At 46.7% G+C, this 18,797-nt stretch carries 13 protein-coding genes; 4 read left to right on the top strand and 9 right to left on the bottom strand.

The window, feature by feature from the left end; genetic code table 11:
- Nucleotides 1-5 precede the first annotated feature (5 nt).
- From yvcK to DESPCE1_RS0119795, 4 genes are read right to left on the bottom strand one after another with little or no spacing between them, the layout of a single operon-like run.
- Complete coding sequence (gene yvcK, locus DESPCE1_RS0119780; RefSeq protein WP_019851465.1) at nt 6-1,379, bottom strand: gluconeogenesis factor YvcK family protein; 1,374 nt, start codon at nt 1,377-1,379, stop codon at nt 6-8.
- Complete coding sequence (gene rapZ / locus DESPCE1_RS0119785) at nt 1,376-2,269, bottom strand: RNase adapter RapZ (RefSeq protein ID WP_014795770.1); 894 nt, start codon at nt 2,267-2,269, stop codon at nt 1,376-1,378. The genes yvcK and rapZ overlap by 4 nt, the downstream gene beginning before the upstream one ends.
- Before the next feature lie 16 nt (nt 2,270-2,285).
- Entirely contained in the window at nt 2,286-3,473 is a 1,188-nt protein-coding gene (locus DESPCE1_RS0119790) for an extracellular solute-binding protein (protein ID WP_019851466.1), read from the bottom strand.
- A gap of 36 nt (nt 3,474-3,509) precedes the next feature.
- Nucleotides 3,510-5,231 carry a B12-binding domain-containing radical SAM protein gene (locus DESPCE1_RS0119795; RefSeq protein WP_019851467.1) on the bottom strand — a complete coding sequence of 574 codons (1,722 nt, stop codon included), beginning with the start codon at nt 5,229-5,231 and terminating at the stop codon, nt 3,510-3,512.
- Nucleotides 5,232-5,437: 206 nt separating this feature from the next.
- On the opposite strand from DESPCE1_RS0119795, the gene DESPCE1_RS0119800 reads away from it, so the two are divergent.
- Nucleotides 5,438-6,736 (top strand): glycosyl hydrolase family 18 protein, encoded by a 1,299-nt coding sequence (locus DESPCE1_RS0119800; protein WP_014795773.1) that lies wholly within the window; start codon nt 5,438-5,440, stop codon nt 6,734-6,736.
- Between the two features lie 142 nt (nt 6,737-6,878).
- Here DESPCE1_RS0119800 and DESPCE1_RS0119805 read toward each other — a convergent pair whose 3' ends face one another.
- Both DESPCE1_RS0119805 and DESPCE1_RS0119810 read right to left on the bottom strand, forming a co-directional pair.
- On the bottom strand, nt 6,879-7,955 hold the full coding sequence (locus DESPCE1_RS0119805) for a polysaccharide deacetylase family protein (protein WP_014795774.1): 1,077 nt from the start codon (nt 7,953-7,955) through the stop codon (nt 6,879-6,881).
- Nucleotides 7,956-8,157: 202 nt separating this feature from the next.
- Nucleotides 8,158-8,961: a Cof-type HAD-IIB family hydrolase gene (locus DESPCE1_RS0119810; RefSeq protein WP_019851468.1), complete on the bottom strand. Its 804-nt coding sequence runs from the start codon at nt 8,959-8,961 to the stop codon at nt 8,158-8,160.
- Between the two features lie 229 nt (nt 8,962-9,190).
- Here DESPCE1_RS0119810 and DESPCE1_RS0119815 point away from each other — a divergent pair, with 229 nt between their 5' ends.
- The 3 genes from DESPCE1_RS0119815 to DESPCE1_RS0119825 are packed head-to-tail and all read left to right on the top strand — an operon-like array spanning nt 9,191 to nt 11,257.
- Nucleotides 9,191-9,559 carry a GntR family transcriptional regulator gene (locus DESPCE1_RS0119815; protein ID WP_014795777.1) on the top strand — a complete coding sequence of 123 codons (369 nt, stop codon included), beginning with the start codon at nt 9,191-9,193 and terminating at the stop codon, nt 9,557-9,559.
- Between the two features lie 26 nt (nt 9,560-9,585).
- Nucleotides 9,586-10,458 carry an ABC transporter ATP-binding protein gene (locus DESPCE1_RS0119820; protein ID WP_028305644.1) on the top strand — a complete coding sequence of 291 codons (873 nt, stop codon included), beginning with the start codon at nt 9,586-9,588 and terminating at the stop codon, nt 10,456-10,458.
- A gap of 1 nt (nt 10,459) precedes the next feature.
- On the top strand, nt 10,460-11,257 hold the full coding sequence (locus DESPCE1_RS0119825) for a hypothetical protein (RefSeq protein WP_014795779.1): 798 nt from the start codon (nt 10,460-10,462) through the stop codon (nt 11,255-11,257).
- Nucleotides 11,258-11,433: 176 nt separating this feature from the next.
- Here the strand turns inward: DESPCE1_RS0119825 and uvrA are convergent, their stop codons facing one another.
- From uvrA to DESPCE1_RS0119845, 3 genes are all read right to left on the bottom strand, one after another.
- Entirely contained in the window at nt 11,434-14,256 is a 2,823-nt protein-coding gene (gene uvrA, locus DESPCE1_RS0119830; protein ID WP_019851470.1) for an excinuclease ABC subunit UvrA, read from the bottom strand.
- A 789-nt stretch (nt 14,257-15,045) separates the two neighbouring features.
- The gene (uvrB, locus tag DESPCE1_RS0119840) at nt 15,046-17,097 is read right to left on the bottom strand and encodes an excinuclease ABC subunit UvrB (protein WP_019851472.1); all 2,052 of its coding nucleotides are present in this window, start codon (nt 17,095-17,097) and stop codon (nt 15,046-15,048) included.
- A gap of 157 nt (nt 17,098-17,254) precedes the next feature.
- Nucleotides 17,255-18,706, bottom strand: a complete 1,452-nt coding sequence (locus DESPCE1_RS0119845) for a substrate-binding domain-containing protein (RefSeq protein ID WP_019851473.1) — start codon at nt 18,704-18,706, stop codon at nt 17,255-17,257.
- Nucleotides 18,707-18,797: the final 91 nt, after the last annotated feature.

The raw sequence follows: 18,797 nt of genomic DNA on the forward strand, positions 1-18,797 counted from the left end.
GTACTTTAGGACTCTTCTCTTAGCTTGTGATTCAACAAATAGGAATCCACTAAAGCAATACGCTCTCCCATAGGTTTTAAGCTAAAAAGCAACCGAATAAGGATCCGCGCTAAGCGGTCCGGGTGGTGGCGTACGGTATCACCTTCTTGTAAAAGGTCCGCTTCCACGTACTTTGCTCCCAACCACTCCACACTTTCCGCATTCCCTCGTACCGGATAGGAGCCCTCTTCCGCATAGCGTTCCAGCAGATCCTGGGGTATTTCTTGTTTATTGGCCACCACCACATCCACAAACCCTGCTCCGCAGTGATCAATAAGGGATTGGAGATGGTCCGAGACCTGGAATTGATCCGTCTCCCCCGGCTCAGTCATAATATTGCAGACATAGATGCAGGGAACATCCACTTCCTGAATCTTTTCTTTGAGTCCTTTCACCAGGAGATTGGGGAGAACACTGGTATAAAGACTGCCCGGTCCTAAAACAATCAGATCCGCTTCTTCCAGAGCTCTTAAAGCTTCCGGAATGGGTTCACAATCCTCCGGTTCCAGATAGACTCGTTGGATACGGCCTTGAGTATCTCTGACCTGAGTCTCCCCCTTGACAGAGGTCCCATCAGCTAACTCCGCTCCTAAAACCACTTGCTCCATGGTCGACGGGTAAACACTGCCCCGCAGTGCAAAAATCTCACCGACATGCTCGATGCCTTTTTTGAAATCCCCAAAAGTATCCGCCATCCCCGCTAAAAACAGATTCCCTAAACTATGTCCTTTCAAGGTTCCCGTATCAAAGCGATAGGAAAATAATTTCTCCATAATATTCTCTGTATCCGATAAGGCAACCAGGCAATTACGGATATCCCCCGGTGGGAGAATACCCATTTCACTGCGAAGCTTTCCTGAACTCCCTCCATCATCTGCCACAGTAACAATGGCCGTCAGATTGCGAGTATAATTCTTCAGCCCTCGAAGCAATGTCGATAAACCTGTTCCTCCGCCAATGACGACGATTTTCGGGCCACGTCGTAAATGCTGCCGTGAATACATGACATCCACAATCCGGGCTTCTTCATCAGGCAATAACACGGATATAATGGAACGAAGCATCCGTTTAAAACCCACAGCCATAGCCCCCGCTCCTAAAGCGCTGATGAACACCCCCATAGGAACAGCCGTACGGGGCGCACTTCCCGTCATACGATAAATTCCTTCCCGGAATTGCAATTCCAAGTAACCCAAGGCGATGCCATCATTCATGACGGAAAAACCCGCCGCAAAGAGGAATACTCCGAGAACCGCCAGCAAAAACCAGCGTTTAACACCTAAGTTGGGATAAAGCCATTTGAGGGATCTGGGGAGTGATTTGACCAGTTTAAACTTCATTTTAATTTATCACCCTTCCGATTTCGGGCAGCATCCCGGTGTTTAACACTCATCGTATAATGACGTTCCTGAAGAAAAACACCAATTCGTTCCGCAATAGCAACCGATCGGTGCTGTCCCCCTGTACAGCCTACCCCAATGACCAGGTGCCGCTTGCCTTCCTTTACATAATAGGGAAGGATAAACTCTAAGAGACCCAGATATTTATCCACAAACTCTTGGGCAACAGGGTTGCTGAAAATATAATCTTTTACTTGAGGATGCTCCCCGGTAAGAGGCCGCAGTTCACTGACATAGAAGGGGTTGGGTAAAAAGCGCACATCAATCAGTAAATCTACATCCAAGGGAATGCCATACTTAAAACCAAAGGAAACTACGGAGACTGCTAAATGCCCTGAAGTTTGCTCACTTCCAAAAATCTCAGCTACCTGATGGCGCAGCTGCTGGGAAGACAGATTGGAGGTATCGATAATCTTGTGAGCTACCCCGCGGAGATCGGTCAACATTTGCCGCTCCATTTGAATTCCTTCCAAAATTCCTCCGCCGGGAGACAGTGGATGTCTACGCCGGGATTCCTTATATCGTCCTACCAGAACTTCATCCGAGGCTTCTAAGAAAAGGATCTCGTATTGAAATCCTTCGGCATGCAAATCCCCTAAGGCTTCCGCCAATGAGGAGAAAAACTCACCGCCGCGCAAGTCGCAGACGATAGCCGCACGAGTCACTTTCCCTTGGGACTGAGTACAAAGCTCGGCAAATTTCAAAATCAAGGATGGGGGCAGATTATCCACACAAAAATACCCCTGATCCTCAAGACTTTGAAGCGCTTGGGTTTTACCCGCTCCCGAAAGCCCTGTAATGACAAGCAATCGAACATGCTTTGACGGCATAGCCACTCCCCCTTCTCTATTTTGCCTCAAGTGCCTTTCTAGCCTCCGCTTGAGCTTCTGCCAAAGCCTCCTCCGGATTAACTCCAGTCCAAGCCTTTTGCCATGCCTTGTCTTGAATAGGAATAAGCTTCCCTTCCAAGGCATTTCCCGGCAAGGACCAGACTTGAGCCAAGCTCAACCCCACTTGGCGGAGAATTCCCGACTGAGCTTCTTCGCGACTATAGAACGAACTGCTGGCCGGAAAACGTTTACCCGCCTTGGCAATAGCCCATTGTGAATCTGAAGATAGCAACTCTTCTTCTACTAAACGGATTAAAGGGCTTAAACTCTCCGAAGATTTGATCGATGAGTTAGCGATACCGAGGGTTCTTACCGCTAACAGTTCCCCTTGTCCGGCTGTCAGCTGATGTAAAGGCACACTTCCCCAGGGTATAGCCTCGGTCAATCCTTGAGCTCGGCTTGCATTAGCGATAGTATAAGCAGCCTGAGCATTGAGGAATAGGTCCCAGGCATTAGGGTCAACCACCAATAATTTCTCTTCTTTCCAAGCCAAAAGCTGTTGGAGAAAAATCAAATTGGCCGGTTCTTGAAGGACAGGCTGCCCATTGCCGGCTAATTTTCCTCCTTGAGCTAACCACCAGGGAGCCAAATTCTTAGCATCAAGAGCGGTTAAAGCCAGCACTCCCTTGGTTGTATAAAAATCAGCTAAAGTAGGGGGCAGTTGGGCTAAATCCGTTCGATAGTAAAAAACAGGAACATCCGTAGCTAAAGGATGAGCGTAAAGCTTTTCCCCATATTTAAACTGAGAGGTTAAGCCGATAAAGGAATCCGCATTTCCTATGACAGGGGCTAAGGCTCCTTGTTGGAAGAGTTCAGTTAAGGCTTGAGAAGTAGTTAAAAATATCTCCGGCCCTTCTCCACCGGCCTGGGCAAGATAAGCGAGATGTGCTATCTCTCCTTCTTCTATATATTCTAGATGAACAATCACTTCGGGGTGACCGTCCATAATTTTTTGGACTTCCTTACCCAAGGCCTCCGCCTCAGCTCCTGCCAAAGAATGCCAGACCTCAATCACTGCCGGAGCAGCTCCCCCCGGCAATCCTTGCTGAGGGTCTTCCCCACAGCCCGTGAGGAGAAGGGCACATACCAAAAACCCAATTATTGGAATTCTATATCGGAGCTGTTTAACTAAACCCTTAACCATGACATTCTCCTTTATCCTTCTCTTCATAACGCTTCATTAATCTGTACGGATGGGATAGGTTTGTGTCCGTCCGTTTTGATAAAAAAACAGTACCCATTGGGGCTGTGGCTCTTGGAAATATTCCACTGCTGTTGCCCGAGTCCATTGCCGGCGGTCCATCCCGCGAAACTCCGGTATGATATGAGCCCATCTTGGATCCTGCTGAAAGGAGTACTTTATCTCCGGATAGTTTGGCGGAAGGTTCTCGTCAGGAAGGAGCAGATATGCTGGAACACTATTGGGGCGTTCCCACAAATAATAATCCAATCTCAACCGTTCTCTTAGGGGTGCGCATATGTCTGAACGAAAGGATTGATATGCGAAAAAAGCCCATAACTTTTCAAAAAGGGCCTTAGCTGACCAACTCTGTCTGAACCACCCCTGCTGATGCCAATATTCAGCAAATTCATGATAAAAATCAAAGGGCGTGGAATACCTTCCGATGGCCCAGTCCAAAGTATGACCAAAGCGACCCGAGTTATAATACCGATCAAGAATATCTTCCAGACGGTGAAGCTTGAGTAGCTCATCATGGCTTAAATCATCCGTCTGCAAAACGGTATAGGGAGGATCCGGGGAAAAGACGAGCCCATATTCCTTGCTCTTCTTCCGCAGCCCCGACCCCTTAAGCACCTTCAAAAAGCCTAACTGGAGCATATCTGGTTGAACGGCATACACTTCATTAAAGGATCCTCGGAAGCTATCCCAGCCTTCTTTAGGCAACCCGGCAATGAGATCCAGATGCAGATGAGCTTTACTCATACTGCGAATCTCTCGGACGTACTTTGCCCAGCGTTCAAAATGCTGAGGGCGACAAATGATGGCTAGGGTCTCCGGATTTGTGGACTGCACCCCGATCTCAAATTGAACCAGATCCTTAGGATAGTCTTGCAAATAATGAAGCCAATCCTCATCCAGCAACTCCCCCGCAATCTCGCAATGGATCCGAATCCCTGCCTCCGAGGGATAATGGGCTGCTTCTTCCCGGGCAATATCCAAAATTTTAAAGGAATGCTCCTTATCCACATTAAAAGTGCGATCCACTAACTTAATGGTCCGTGCTCCGCATTGCAAGGTTTGACGTAAGATCTCGCGAAAACGTTCCGCGGGGAGATACCTAACCCCTTGAAAGGTGGAAGAAAGACAGTATTGACAATTAAAAGGGCAGCCACGAGTCGTCTCTACATAGGCAAGACGCCCTTGAAGCTCTTCCTTATGATTATATGGATTAGGAAGCTCAGCCATGGCTATCTGCTGACGAGGCGGATTTAGAACGATCTCTTGTGGGGAAGATCGCCAGGCCAGCCCCTGTACTTGGGAGGGTTCGGAACCCGATTCCCAAGCCCGCATAAGTTCCAGGAAGGTAATCTCCCCTTCCCCTAGAACCGCTCCATCAATTTCAGGATTTTCTCTTAAAAAGGCTTCTGCTTCGAAAGAAACCTCCGGTCCCCCTACCAGGATTCGGGTATGGGGAGAAGTCGGTCTTAACTGACGGATGACCGCTAAGGTCTCCTTTAAGTTCCAGATATAACATGAAAAACCAATAACATCTGCCTTGACTTCATATATCTCGGCTTCAATCCGCTCGATCGGCTCATTAATGGTAAATTCCCGAAGATCGACATCCGGAAATTCTCCTCGAATACTTTCACGTAAGTACCGTATAGCTAAATTGGTATGCACATATTTCGCATTCAATGCGACCAACAAAATTCGCAAAAAGGATCGACTCCTTCCCTCTCTAGTATAGCTTTATCCCGGCTTTATTGCAATTCTTATGCCAATTCTATCTCTATATAAAAATTTTTAACAATTAAATAAAATTTGAAAAAGTAGATTTAAAGAAAATCTTATGTACTGTAACCTTTCTATTAAGACTATGAATATACTGTTTATAGTATAGCGCTGTATTCAGAGGTGATATGATGAGAATTTTACGTAGAGGGTCCAGAGGAAACGATGTTGCCGAAGTCCAGGTCCGTTTAAGTGAGCTGGGATACATACCCGGACCCATCGATGGAACCTTTGGCGCTAAGACAGAGGCAGCTGTAATCCGCTTTCAGAGGGACAGGGGATTGACCCCTGATGGGATCGTAGGCCCCCTTACTTACAATGTTCTCTTCCAGCCTGTTCCACAACCAGACTACGTCCCTTATACCATTAAAGCCGGCGATACTCTTTACAAGCTTTCACTGATCTATGGTGTATCGGTAGATGAGCTCTTTGCCGCCAACCCTGGTGTCGACCCCTACCAATTGCGCATCGGCCAACAAATCGTAATACCCAAAAGACCCGGAAGACGACATACTTTTTCAGCTTGGATTCCTTATTGGGTACAACAGGAGGCCATGGCTGTAGTACGCCAGCATGCTGAACTTTTCACAACTCTTTCTCCCTTCTGGTATGAACTCACCCCAACAGGAGATTTGCTCCTTTATCCTAATGGCGAAGACTCTGCATTGATTGAATTCACACTCTCTCGAGGGATCGAGCTTATACCTTTAATCGCCAATAATTATGATCAACAACTGATCTCCACTGTATTGAACAACCCCACCATCCGTCAACGCCATGTTACCCAAATCGTTAATAAAGTTCTTTCCATGAATTATGCCGGAATCGAGATCGATTACGAAAATATTGCAGTCACTGATCGAGATCTCTTTGTCCTTTTCCTAAGAGAGCTCAAAACAGCTCTGGTACCCTATAACAAAAAGCTATACGTAGCCATTCAAGCGAAGACCTATGCCGACGAGCCGGTCAGCGCCGGCCATGATTATTTGGGGATTGGGAGTATTGTAGATGTTGTTCGCCTCATGCTCTATGATTATAGCTGGGATACTCCCGGCTCTATTGCCCCAGTCGGCTGGATTCAGGAAGTCCTTGACTATGCAGTGACCGTTATCCCTAGCTCAAAACTGGAAGCCGGTTTGCCTACTTACGGTTATGATTGGGGAACCACCAGGAGAGGTGTTACCTATGACGCAGCAATCCGTCTAGCCCAGCAATACGGGGCTCAGATTATTCAGGATCCCCAAGGGGGTCCTCACTTCAGCTATATTGATGCTGATGAAATAGTCCACGAAGTCTGGTTTATCAATGCAATTTACTTTGCTACCTTCGTGGATATCGTCAATCAGTATAATATTCGAGGAATATCCATCTGGTATCCCGGTGGAGATGATCCTCAGATTTACACCGTGATTCGGGACCGGCTGATGTAAAGCATATAAAAATTAAACGACCTTATCCTACTCTGAAAGTGGATAAGGCCGCCTTTTTTAATGATGATACAGACAAACGCAGGGCTGTGATAAAACCATTAGCAAGTTTTAACACAGCCCTTTCCTGAGTTGATCCTGAACTCTAATCGTGAAACCCTCCTGGGAAGAGAATGGGGGCAACCTCAGGGGATAGTACTCCGAACTCATAGCCTTGCTCCTTGAGAAAACGAATAATCTTCGGCAAGGCATCCACTGTCGTCCATTTGCCCGGAGCGTCGTGCATCAAAAGAATAATTCGGTCTCTACCAGGGACTTGTTCTTTGACATTCCTAATAATAGTCTCCGCAGACACCAGAGGTGCCGATGCATCCCCTGTACTTACATTCCAGTCATAAACTAAATAATCCAGCGCATCCACTGCGTTATAGTAACTGATATGAAAATTTCCGTGGGTTCCCCCCGGAGTACGGATCACCTTGGGGCGAACACCAATAAGTTGGTAAATTAAATCTTCGTTCTTTTTCAGGTTAGCTACAAATGCCTCTGGACTTTTGTAGATTTCACTGTAATTATGAGAATAAGTATGATTGCCAATAGCATTGCCTTGTTCATAGGCCTTTTTGAGCAACTCAGGGTATCTTTCGACCTGGCTCCCGATAACAAAGAAGGTAGCGTTAACCCCTTCCCTCTTGAGTACTTCCAAGATAGGGGCTGTATTTTCCGAGGGTCCGTCGTCGATGGTTAAATAAACAATTTTCGAAGGTTCTTCTTTAAATACACGATGCTTCATAGCTAAGCCCGGAGCAGTGGGAGGTGTGCCGGATAATTCATAAAATGTACGAACCGGGGTCCCTGGAGGAGCCGGTTCCGGAGACATATTCGCCGGACTCTCTTGAGAATTTTGCGCAGGAGGAATTTCTATAAAAACGGGATCATCGGTCCCTTCTTCATTGGTGTTGGAATTTTCGTTACCCTCTTTTATGAGGTCATCCTTTTCTTCATAAATGGGGTTTTCTGCAGTGTTGCCATCGCCCTGAGAGCTTTCTTCCGGAGATTTATCTTGTCCTCCTGTACCTTGCTTATTCTCTTGAGCCATATGAAATCCTTTGAACGTTTTGAAGGATTCTAAGGAGAGCGAACTGCACCCCACTAAAGCGAGGGCCCCTATAATAAGTAATGTTAGCCCGAATCTTCTCCATACTCTGCTGTCTTTTTTCATGATTATACGCCTCTTTTCTTCTGCCTGTCTCCCTTGTACGTCAAAGATTTCTCAATAAGCAAGAATCCTTCACATTAATAGACGTATAACGCATTCCTTTTGTTCCGCGAAAAGGCGAGTTAACAAAAATTTAATATTCTTTTCGACTTTAATCTTGACCTAGCTTTTTAGCATGATGGAACCGGGTTGTATTAGAAGCTTTCTAGGATAGCACATACTCCTCAATAGCCTTGGCGACGCCATCCTCTTCGTTGGAAGCGGTTACTACATCAGCTGCATCCTTTACCTCTTGCAGAGCATTAGCCATAGCTACTCCGAGGCCTGCACACCGGATCATCTCCATATCGTTGAGACTGTCTCCAATCGCCATGACCTCCTCCCGCTTGATGCCCAGCCCTTCGGCAAAAGTCAGCAGGGTGTTTCCTTTATTGACTTCCTGGTGATTCATCTCCAAAAAATAGGGTTTGGAAGAGGTCAGATGAAGCCTATCTGGTAATTCTCGGCATAACTTTTGACGCAATTCAGCCAGCTCTTCAGGGGATCCAAAGGCTATGATCTTCTCCACGCCCTCTTTTTCTTCTTCAAGGATTGTCATAAGGTCAGCCTCTTCTACAGTGACCCTGATTTTTTGCCCATAGGCCTGGGACCATTCGTTCATTTCCTGAACAAAAACCCTGTCCTCCCGATACATATGAAAGTGCACCTTTTCCCTCAATAAAAAGCCAATCACTTCCCGGGCTAGGGCCACAGGAATTACTTTTCGGTAAAGAATTTTCCGGCTTATAGCCTCCTGAATCATGGCTCCATTATACGTAATGATAGGAACGTCCAACCCCAATTGCTCAGCATAGAGTCTGGCCGAAGCGGGCATCCTTCCTGTGGCAAAGGTCACATAAACGCCTTGCTCCCTTGCTTGCCGGATAGCTTCAATGACCCGCTCCGATAGGGTTAAATCATCTCTTAATAAGGTATCATCCAAATCCGTGGCCACCAGTTTGATATTCAAATGACTTCAACTCCTCGATTGTTAATTCGACAAGCCGAAGAAGGAATCCTTTCCAAAGCTATTAACCTCAGGTTCTTATTACCTCCAGATATTGAAAATTCTCCCCAATTCCTCTTGACGCGGGACGTTTTTTCTATTATGGTTATATACATAAGTATATAACCATAATAGTCTGTGTTTTATCCAGCGCTGAACACTTATTTTACTCTATGAAGGGGGGTGTCGTTCCTTGAGTCAACCATTCGATAATAACAAACCTATCTATATTCAAATCCGGGAATTGATTGAAGATCAAATTGTTAACAATCAGCTTAAGGAGGGCGAGCAAGCTCCTTCCACCAATCAACTGGTCAATTTCTATAAGATCAACCATGTAACGGTATCCAAGGGGGTTAATCAATTGATTGACGAGGGTATTTTGTTTAAGAAAAGAGGCTTAGGCATGTTTGTGACAGAGGGAGCCCGGGATCGGCTCCTGGAAAAGCGTAAGGATGCCTTTATTAATGAGTATCTCGTAGGCTTACTCCAAGAGGCTGGTAAACTGGGGATATCCACAGAAGAAATAATTGAACTTATCCGAAGGATGAAGAGCTGTTGATTACTACGATGAAAGGACGGGATTCTATGGGCACTCAAGTTGTGGTTCAAAATGTATCTCTTCAGTATAAAAATTTTCCTGCTTTAAAAAATATCTCTTTTACATTAGGAGAGGGTAAAATCTATGGCCTCATTGGTCGCAATGGTGCAGGAAAGACTTCTTTGCTTTCCTTGCTCGCCTCCTTCCGGGAGCCTTCCTCAGGAAAAATTCTCATCAATGGGGAAGAGCCCTTCGAAAATGCATCGGTGATGGAGCAAGTCTGCTTTATCTACGAGAAAGACTATAAGGATGAATCAGAAAAGGTTCCTGCATTACTGGAAGCAGTGGAGCGCTATCGCCCCCATTATGATAAGGACTATGCCAATTATCTTACTCGACGTTTCAAACTGCCTATGAATAAATCTCTGAAAAGTCTCTCCCGGGGAATGCAATCCGTCTTTAACGTGGTTATAGGCTTGGCCAGCCGCTGTCCCATTACCATTCTGGATGAAGCTTATCTGGGAATGGACGCTCCCACCAGGGAAGTTTTTTACCAGGAGCTGCTGGCGGATCAAGGGAACTATCCTCGTACCTTTATCCTCTCCACCCACTTGGTCTCGGAGATGGATTACCTTTTTGATGAGGTGCTGATCTTGGATCGGGGAAGTCTCATCCTCCAAGAAAATTATGAAGAATTTATCTCCCGGGCCTCTTCTATTACCGGTCCAGCTGAAGTGGTGGATGAATTTATTCATGGGATGCAAAAGCTCAATGAACAAAGACTTGGCAATACCAAATCAGTCATGATCTACGGGGTCCTTAGTGAGAGACAGCAACAATCCGCTCTGGCTAAAGGATTGCAGATCGGGCCCGTTTCTCTTCAGGATCTGTTCATACATTTGACCAAGGAGGAGGAATAATATGAACACCAAAAAAGCCGTTTATCCTAAAGTAGCAGCAGATTTATTTATGGCCCAGGGACTCTGGACTCTCTTCTTTCTCGGCATTATTGTGCTTGTTCAAATTATCCAGCATATCATCGCCCTCAATGTAGGGGATGACAACATCACCAGCACCAGCTTTTTCGTAGCTTCCCATGTTTCTTCACGAATCTACATGCTGGTTATAGGAATTATCGCTGCTTATTCTTTTCTCCCTCATTATGTTCAGAATGGTGTAACCCGCAAAGATTATTTTAAAGGTGCAGCCTTAGGCTCTTTTGCCTTGGCTATAGCTATCACTCTGGTCACTTTGCTGTTGGCCGGTTTAGAGCATTTGATTGTTAACGGTTTGAACCTGTCCCTTGTCCTGGAATCTTCTTCCGCCATTGAGCTGGAGGTTGAAGAGGTATTCATCGCTAACCTCATCCAGACACTCATTGTTCCTTCTCCTCTGGAGGCCAGCGGTTTTTCCCTAATAGGAATTATCCTCGCCACATTAGGAAAATACTTTTACTATGTGGTCGGGTGGATGATCGGCTCAGCCTATTACCGCTATAATGGATTGGTTGGGCTGGGGACAATCCTGCTTAGTATCCTTCTCGGTATGGTTTACAGTTCTTTTTGGGGAATGCCTGTAGGCGTCTTCTTACCCTTTGGAACGCTGCTCCTCTCTCTCACTCTCCCTACGGCAGCCTCCTTCCTCGGTTCCGTTATAGTTATCGGTTTTATCCTCTGCTGCATTCGTGATCTTACTAAGCGTGTCCCTATTAAAGCATAACCCCTGACGTTCAAGCCATAATTACAACCTTACTATAGGACCATAAAGAAGACAAAAAAACCGAACTGCACTTCCTATTGTTATTTGCCAGCAATCGGAGTGCAGTTCAATATATCTTAAGACTTATTTGGAGGAATCGTCCGCCAATTTTTAACAGTCATACTCATAGTTATTGATCAGCTCAGATATTTCTTGAGGAATCTACCGGTGTAGGATGTTGGGCAAGCGGCAACTTCTTCCGGGGTTCCCGTGATGACCACCTGGCCTCCGCCACTGCCTCCTTCCGGACCAAGGTCAATGAGATAATCCGCAGTCTTGATCACATCAAGGTTATGCTCAATGACAAGGACGGTATCGCCCCCATCCACAAGGCGATGAAGCACTTCCAGCAAACGATCCACATCGGCCATATGCAACCCTGTGGTAGGCTCATCCAAAATATAGATAGTCTTACCCGTACTGCGCCGACTAAGTTCAGTGGCCAGCTTAATCCGCTGAGCCTCACCACCGGACAGGGTAGTCGCCGGCTGACCGAGCCGGATATAGCCGAGCCCCACATCCTGCAGCGTTTGCATCTTCCGTAAAATTCGGGGAACAGCCTGGAAAAATTCCACCGCCTCATCCACCGTCATGTCGAGGATTTCAGCAATGCTCTTCCCTTTATATTTTACTTCCAAGGTCTCGCGATTATAACGGGCTCCCCGACAGACTTCACAAGGAACATAGACATCCGGGAGGAAGTGCATCTCAATCTTGATGATGCCATCCCCTTTACAGGCTTCACAGCGACCGCCTTTGACATTGAAACTAAAGCGCCCAGTAGCATAACCACGCATTTTGGCCTCGGGAGTATGGGAGAAAAGTTCACGAATATAATCAAATACCCCAGTATAAGTGGCAGGATTGGAACGGGGAGATCTGCCAATAGGGGATTGGTCAATATCTATGACCTTATCCAAGTGCTCTAAACCTTCAACGACCTTATGGAGTCCGGCACGCAGCTTGGTTGCTTTGTTAAGCTTGGTGGCCAAGGTCTTATAAACGATCTCATTGACCAAGGTGCTTTTTCCCGAACCCGATACGCCTGTGACCACATTGAAAACGCCAAGGGGAATGCGGACGCTGATGTTCTTCAGATTATTTTCCCGGGCTCCCTTAACCTCCAGCCACTTACCGTTGAGCTTTCTCCTTTCCGCAGGAACAGGAATTCTCCGGGTGCCGTTCAAATATTGCCCGGTGATGGACTCAGCATTGGCTTTGATCTCCTCGATCTTTCCTTCGGCAATAATCCGCCCTCCATGGGCTCCTGCTCCCGGGCCGATATCGATGATATGATCCGCAGTCAGCATGGTATCCTCATCATGCTCAACCACCAGCAAAGTATTGCCCAAATCTCTCAGATGCTTTAAGGCCGCCAGGAGCTTTTCATTATCCCTCTGGTGCAAGCCGATGCTGGGCTCATCCAGAACATAGAGAACTCCGGTCAAACTGGAACCAATCTGAGTAGCCAGCCGAATCCGCTGGGCTTCTCCGCCGGAGAGTGTTCCCGCCGCCCGATGCAAGGTAAGATAATCCAGTCCTACATTGACTAAGAATCCCAGGCGTTCCCGAACCTCTTTGAGAATTTGCCGGGCGATGGTCTGTTCTTTTTCACTAAGCCGCAATTGCCTGATAAACTCCAAAGCTTCCGTAATCGGCAAGCGGGTATAATCATCGATGGATAGTTCTCCTACAGTCACCGCTAAAGCCTCCGGCTTGAGGCGCTTTCCTTTGCAGGAAGGGCAGTCATGCTCGCTCATAAAGTTTTCGATTTCAGTTCTGACATAATCGGAAGTGGACTCCTTGTAGCGCCGCTCAAAAAAGGGAATAAGCCCCTCAAAAGGTCCTGTATGGGCTTTGGGCTTATCGTCAAAGAAACTCATAAAAGTGTATTTTATGGGCTTTTCAATTCCGTAAAGCAGGCCCTTCCATTGCTCCTCAGAGAGTTCTTCCAAGGGAGTATCCATGGTAAAACCGAGGGCTTCACTGACCGCAGCCATCATGGCCGGATAGTAGCTGGATTGGGATTTGGCCCAGGGCACGATGGCTCCTTCGCCGAGACTCAGCTTCTTATTGGGAATGATCAAGTCTATATCCACTTCCAGATTCGCCCCTAAGCCTGTACAATCAGAGCAGGCTCCATAAGGGCTGTTAAAGGAAAAAAGACGGGGAGAAATCTCTTCAAGGGCTATACCGCAGTCCGGGCAGGCAAAATTTTCACTGAAAAGGATTTCCGTATTTTCAATAATGTCCACAAGGACATTTCCTTCCCCCAGCTTCAAGGCCGTTTCCAGGGAATCCGCCAGACGGACCGCACTATCAGGCTTTAAAGCGATACGGTCCACCACAACTTCGATGGAGTGTTTCTTATTTTTTTCTAATTTAATCTCTTCGCTTAAATCCCGATTTTCACCATCCACCCTTACCCGTACATATCCCGCCTTGCGGGCATCCTCCAACACTTTGACATGCTCACCTTTTTTCCCTTTGACTAAGGGAGCTAGAATTTGCAGTTTGGTGCGTTCCGGATAGACCATGATCTGGTCCACCATTTGTTGTATCGTTTGTTGGCTGATTTCTCTGCCGCATTGTGGACAATGGGGATGGCCGACCCGGGCATAAAGGAGACGAAGATAATCATAGACCTCCGTCACCGTTCCCACTGTAGAACGGGGGTTACGGTTGGTTGTTTTTTGGTCAATGGAGATAGCCGGAGACAGGCCTTCGATATAATCCACATCCGGCTTGTCCATTTGCCCGAGAAACATACGGGCATAGGCAGACAGAGATTCAACATAGCGGCGTTGGCCTTCAGCGTAAATGGTGTCAAAAGCCAACGAAGATTTTCCGGAGCCGGATAAGCCGGTGACAACCACCAGCTGGTCTCTGGGAATATCCACATTAATATTTTTCAAGTTATGGGCGCGGGCGCCGCGGACTTTGATAAAGTTCTGGGTCATAGGGGGCCTCCTCGGTAAAGATTAGATTGTTGTATGAGCTTGTTTTGGGTAGTTTTCTATAGATATAGTGTCTCCAGGATTTTGCTTTCGGCGTTCACTCCATAAGCTGCGCGGAGCAATCTAATCGCTCAAGTCCTCCGCTACGTCGGGTGCCCGGCTAAATCGGCTCCTGCCTCATAGCCGGTTGGAAACGTCCTGTTTCCAACCCGACTCCGCTGCAGACTTTTCACGAAGATTGCTTACCTGCTCGCTTAAATCCGTTCTCTGCTGTAAAGCAAAATCCTTGGGTATGGTTCTGAGGATTTCTCAGGAATAGCTCTGAGGAAAAGGTTAACAGCTAGCCCTAGGGGCTTCGTCATGAGAGTTCACATAATAGGTGTTTACCCATTGGTCCATTCAAGTCAAGGAACGGCAAACCGTCTCCGTGGTTCGAGAATGAAACGATATAAGAACTTAGGTAGGATTACTACTTTTAAGAATGACCATAACACTGATGCATTAAAGAATACTTTAAACGCCTTAAGATTCAACCCAAGGATTTTGCGTTACAAGAGTGAGCGCCTTCAAAGCAAGCAGGATGCCAAACTTCGCGAAAAGCTAGCAGCGGAGAAAGGTTGGAAACAGGACGTTTCCAACCCGCTATGAGCCAGGAGGCGATTTAGCGGGGAACCTTTCGGAGCGGAGAGCTTGAGCGTTAGTTTGGCACCGCGCAGCTTTCTGAGCGAACGATGTAACGCAAAATCCTGGAGATCATCTTTCATCGACTTTCATCGACCAAAGCAACTTACTCTACTTACTCCTCTTCCTGGGCGCACTCTTGCGACCTGCCGGAGCCGGCGACTCCCTTTTGCGAGCACGGCCTTGAGTAGGGCGTTTATATTTGTTCTCTTCCCCTTTAAGCTCGATAATAGCATCGCGGATCTCGGCTGCTCGTTCGAAGTCCATATCTTTGGCCGCTAAACGCATTTCTTGTTCCAGGCTCTTAAGCAGTTCTGCCAGTTCTTCAGCAGGCATTTTCGAGCCATAGGCTGCTTTCTTTTCTGCAACCTTGGTGGCTTCCGGAGCCTCGTGGATTTTTTTGCGAATGGTCTGGGGGATAATCCCGTGCTTTTCATTATAGGCTTCCTGAATAGCCCGGCGGCGATTGGTTTCGTCGATAGCCACTCTCATGGAGCGGGTTATTTGGTCCGCATACATAATGACTTTCCCTTGGGCATTCCGAGCGGCGCGGCCAATGGTCTGAATCAGGGAGCGTTCAGCGCGGAGAAAGCCCTCTTTGTCCGCGTCGAGAATAGCAACCAGGGAAACTTCCGGAAGATCCAGGCCCTCCCGGAGCAGGTTGATTCCCACGATGACATCGATATCTCCCAAACGCAATTCCCGAAGGATCTCCACCCGCTCCAAGGTCGTAATATCGGAGTGGAGGTATTTGACGGACATATTGAGGTTTTTCAGATAATCCGTTAAATCCTCTGCCATCTTTTTGGTCAGGGTGGTGACGAGAACACGTTCATCCCGTTCAATCCTTTGGTTGATTTCCCCGATAAGATCATCGATCTGACCTTTCGTCGGCCGGACAGAAATCTCCGGGTCCAAAAGCCCGGTGGGTCGAATAATTTGCTCCACAATCTGGGGACAATGTTCCAGCTCATAGGGGCCGGGAGTGGCACTGATGTAGACCCGTTGGGGGACCTGTTCTTCAAATTCAGCGAATTTCAAGGGGCGGTTATCTAAAGCGGAGGGAAGCCGGAATCCGTAGTCTACCAGGGTGGTTTTACGGGAACGGTCCCCTTCATACATACCGCGAACTTGAGGTAAAGTGACATGGGATTCGTCAATCATCATAAGGTAATCCTCAGGGAAAAAGTGCAGAAGGGTATAGGGGGTTTCTCCTGCTTCTCTGAAGGTTAAATGGCGGGAGTAGTTTTCAACACCATTGCAAAACCCCATCTCCCTCAGCATCTCCAGATCATAACGAGTTCTTTGTTCTAAACGCTGAGCCTCCAAAAGTTTATTTTCATCCTTAAATCGTTTGAGCTGCTCTTCTAATTCTTTTTCAATATTCTCGGCAGCTACTAATACTTTATCTCGTGCCGTGACATAGTGAGAGTTCGGGAAAATGGAAACATGTCGGCGTTCTCCTAGTATTTCACCTGTTAGAACATTGATCTCGTAGATATGTTCGATTTCATCCCCAAACATTTCGATACGAATAGCGTGTTCACCGGACCCGGCGGGATGGACTTCAACTACATCTCCACGGACGCGGAAGGTTCCTCGTTCAAAAGCCATATCATTGCGATCATACTGAATGGATATGAGTTTTTTTAAAATTTCATTGCGGTCAATTTCCTGCCCCTGTCGTAAGGAAACCATCAGATCACGGTATTCCTCGGGAGAACCCAAACCATAAATACAAGATACACTGGCCACCACAATCACATCACGACGTTCGAATAAGGCTGCCGTAGCGGAGTGGCGCATTTTATCAATCTCATCATTGATAGAGGAATCCTTTTCTATATAGGTATCGCTGGAAGGGACATAGGCTTCCGGCTGATAGTAATCATAGTAACTGACAAAATACTCCACAGCATTTTCCGGAAAGAACTCCTTGAACTCAGTGTAAAGCTGAGCCGCTAAAGTCTTATTATGAGCGAGAATCAGAGTAGGCCGTTGAACTTTTTCAATAATGTTGGCCATAGTAAAGGTTTTTCCTGAACCTGTTACCCCCAGCAAGGTTTGATGACGTCTGCCGGAATGTATACTTTCGACCAGAGCATCGATTGCCTGGGGCTGATCCCCGGAGGGCTTATAGGGGGCTTGTAAACGGAACTCCATGAGTTACTCCAATCTCCTTTCTTATAAAACTTATAAGTTCTACTATTTGTTCTGGTCTTTAAATCATTCTAAGCAAGATTATATCACTTCTCCATAGGAAACAAAACAAAAAAGCCGAAAATATGTTCGGCTTTTTTGTTAATTTTCGCTGGAAATATTAGGAACCTCCTGCACCCTGTTTCATTTCATTTGAAGCGCCTTCACCTTGCTTACCCTGATTGCCCTGCTTACCTTGCTCCTGCTCTTTCTGCCCCCCTTGCTGTTTCTGTTGCTGCTGTTCTTTCAGGAGCATTTCCGGTGGGACGGTCCGAACTTGATCATTGGCACTTTTTTCTGTTCCCAGAACATTGCCTTTTTCATCAAGGTATTCGCGGATAATTTCCGTATGGACTTTTTCAGTCACTTTCTTTACTCCTTCAGGCATAACTCCCTGTCCCCCGCTCTGTCCCGAAGAGGAGCTTTCCTGGCCTTGACTGCTGGATTCTGCACCTTTTTCTTCACTATTGCCACTACCACTACCATTACTGCTTTTTTCCCCGCCTTTTTGATTCCCTTGGCCTCCAGAACCCTTCGCCTGAGACTCTTCCTTTTTCTTTTCTAGCTCTTTCTGAGCTTCTGCTGCTTTTGTATAGCTTTTCTGAATGAGGGCGAGATTTTCCGTTGTCACGGTTTTAACTGGAATAATCTTAGCCGCCACTTCACCTTGATCACCGGTAATGGATTGGGTTATGTCTACGGATTGCTTATCCATTAATTTCTGAGCCCATTGAAAGGCATTAGCACCTTGAACATAGGGCGCTGTATCAATGTCAGCGATCTGACTGCCAGAGGCAATCCTATGCAATGATTTAGGATTAGCTTCTCCACCCATAAGATAAATTTTATCGGTAAGTCCCATGGTTTTAAGCAACTCATAGGCCAGCGAAATGAGTTTCTCATTCTTGGCACAGATAGCCTTAACTTGACCGGAGTTTTTCTGCAAATGTTCCATAAGGCTTTGTATGGCTATTGTTTCCGATTCGGGAGGATTTGTAATGCTATGTAACGTCAATTTGGAATTTTTACCCAACTCTTGCTTGAAGGCCGCTACATTCATTTGAGCGATAGGATCTTCTGCTTCCCCTTGTAGATAGACAACCTGCCCTTCAGTGACTTTTCCTTGGACTTGCTGAGCCATGAGCCTTCCCACCTGATCCGGATCCGGTAGGATGACCCCCTTGGCTTTCACCCCGGAAGGCAGGCCATTTAAGGCTAGAATCGGTATATCTCCTTTTTGCGCCTCCTTTAAAAAGGATTGCTCCCCTTCTTGAAGAATGAGAACCTTAGCATCCTTAAGGGCTTGGGAATTCCCTTGGTCTTCTCTGTTCAAAACCTTAACTTCCATTTCTTCTTTTTCGGCCATCTCCTGGATACCGAGAAGAAACATGTCTTTGTTAGGATCCTCCTGGTTTAAAGCTACTGCTATTATTTTTTTCTCTTCCTGTTGGGAGGATCTACTCGATGTTTTCTCCTTGCTCCCCATTAAGCCGCCAAAAATATTTTGCATGTTACAGCCGGTTAAGGCCATACTTAGGAGTAACACGATGATCATGGAGGGCACTTTTTTCATGGAACACGCTCCTTTCCAGGGTCGATCCACTCTATAGAAAACCTTCTGTTTCGCAATATCAAAAAAGCACCGTTTTGTTGGTGCTTATCAT

Origin of the sequence: Desulfitobacterium sp. PCE1 (genome assembly GCF_000384015.1) — a bacterium.
Lineage (GTDB): Bacteria > Bacillota > Desulfitobacteriia > Desulfitobacteriales > Desulfitobacteriaceae > Desulfitobacterium > Desulfitobacterium dehalogenans.

What these genes read in the sequence shown, in the direction of transcription:
- DESPCE1_RS0119825 (WP_014795779.1), top strand. Translation starts at nt 10,460, where the DNA reads ATGAACACCAAAAAAGCCGTTTATCCTAAAGTAGCAGCAGATTTATTT.
- DESPCE1_RS0119790 (WP_019851466.1), bottom strand. Translation starts at nt 3,473, where the DNA reads ATGGTTAAGGGTTTAGTTAAACAGCTCCGATATAGAATTCCAATAATT.
- DESPCE1_RS0119800 (WP_014795773.1), top strand. Translation starts at nt 5,438, where the DNA reads ATGAGAATTTTACGTAGAGGGTCCAGAGGAAACGATGTTGCCGAAGTC.
- DESPCE1_RS0119845 (WP_019851473.1), bottom strand. Translation starts at nt 18,706, where the DNA reads ATGAAAAAAGTGCCCTCCATGATCATCGTGTTACTCCTAAGTATGGCC.
- uvrB (WP_019851472.1), bottom strand. Translation starts at nt 17,097, where the DNA reads ATGGAGTTCCGTTTACAAGCCCCCTATAAGCCCTCCGGGGATCAGCCC.
- DESPCE1_RS0119805 (WP_014795774.1), bottom strand. Translation starts at nt 7,955, where the DNA reads ATGAAAAAAGACAGCAGAGTATGGAGAAGATTCGGGCTAACATTACTT.
- yvcK (WP_019851465.1), bottom strand. Translation starts at nt 1,379, where the DNA reads ATGAAGTTTAAACTGGTCAAATCACTCCCCAGATCCCTCAAATGGCTT.
- uvrA (WP_019851470.1), bottom strand. Translation starts at nt 14,256, where the DNA reads ATGACCCAGAACTTTATCAAAGTCCGCGGCGCCCGCGCCCATAACTTG.
- rapZ (WP_014795770.1), bottom strand. Translation starts at nt 2,269, where the DNA reads ATGCCGTCAAAGCATGTTCGATTGCTTGTCATTACAGGGCTTTCGGGA.
- DESPCE1_RS0119820 (WP_028305644.1), top strand. Translation starts at nt 9,586, where the DNA reads ATGGGCACTCAAGTTGTGGTTCAAAATGTATCTCTTCAGTATAAAAAT.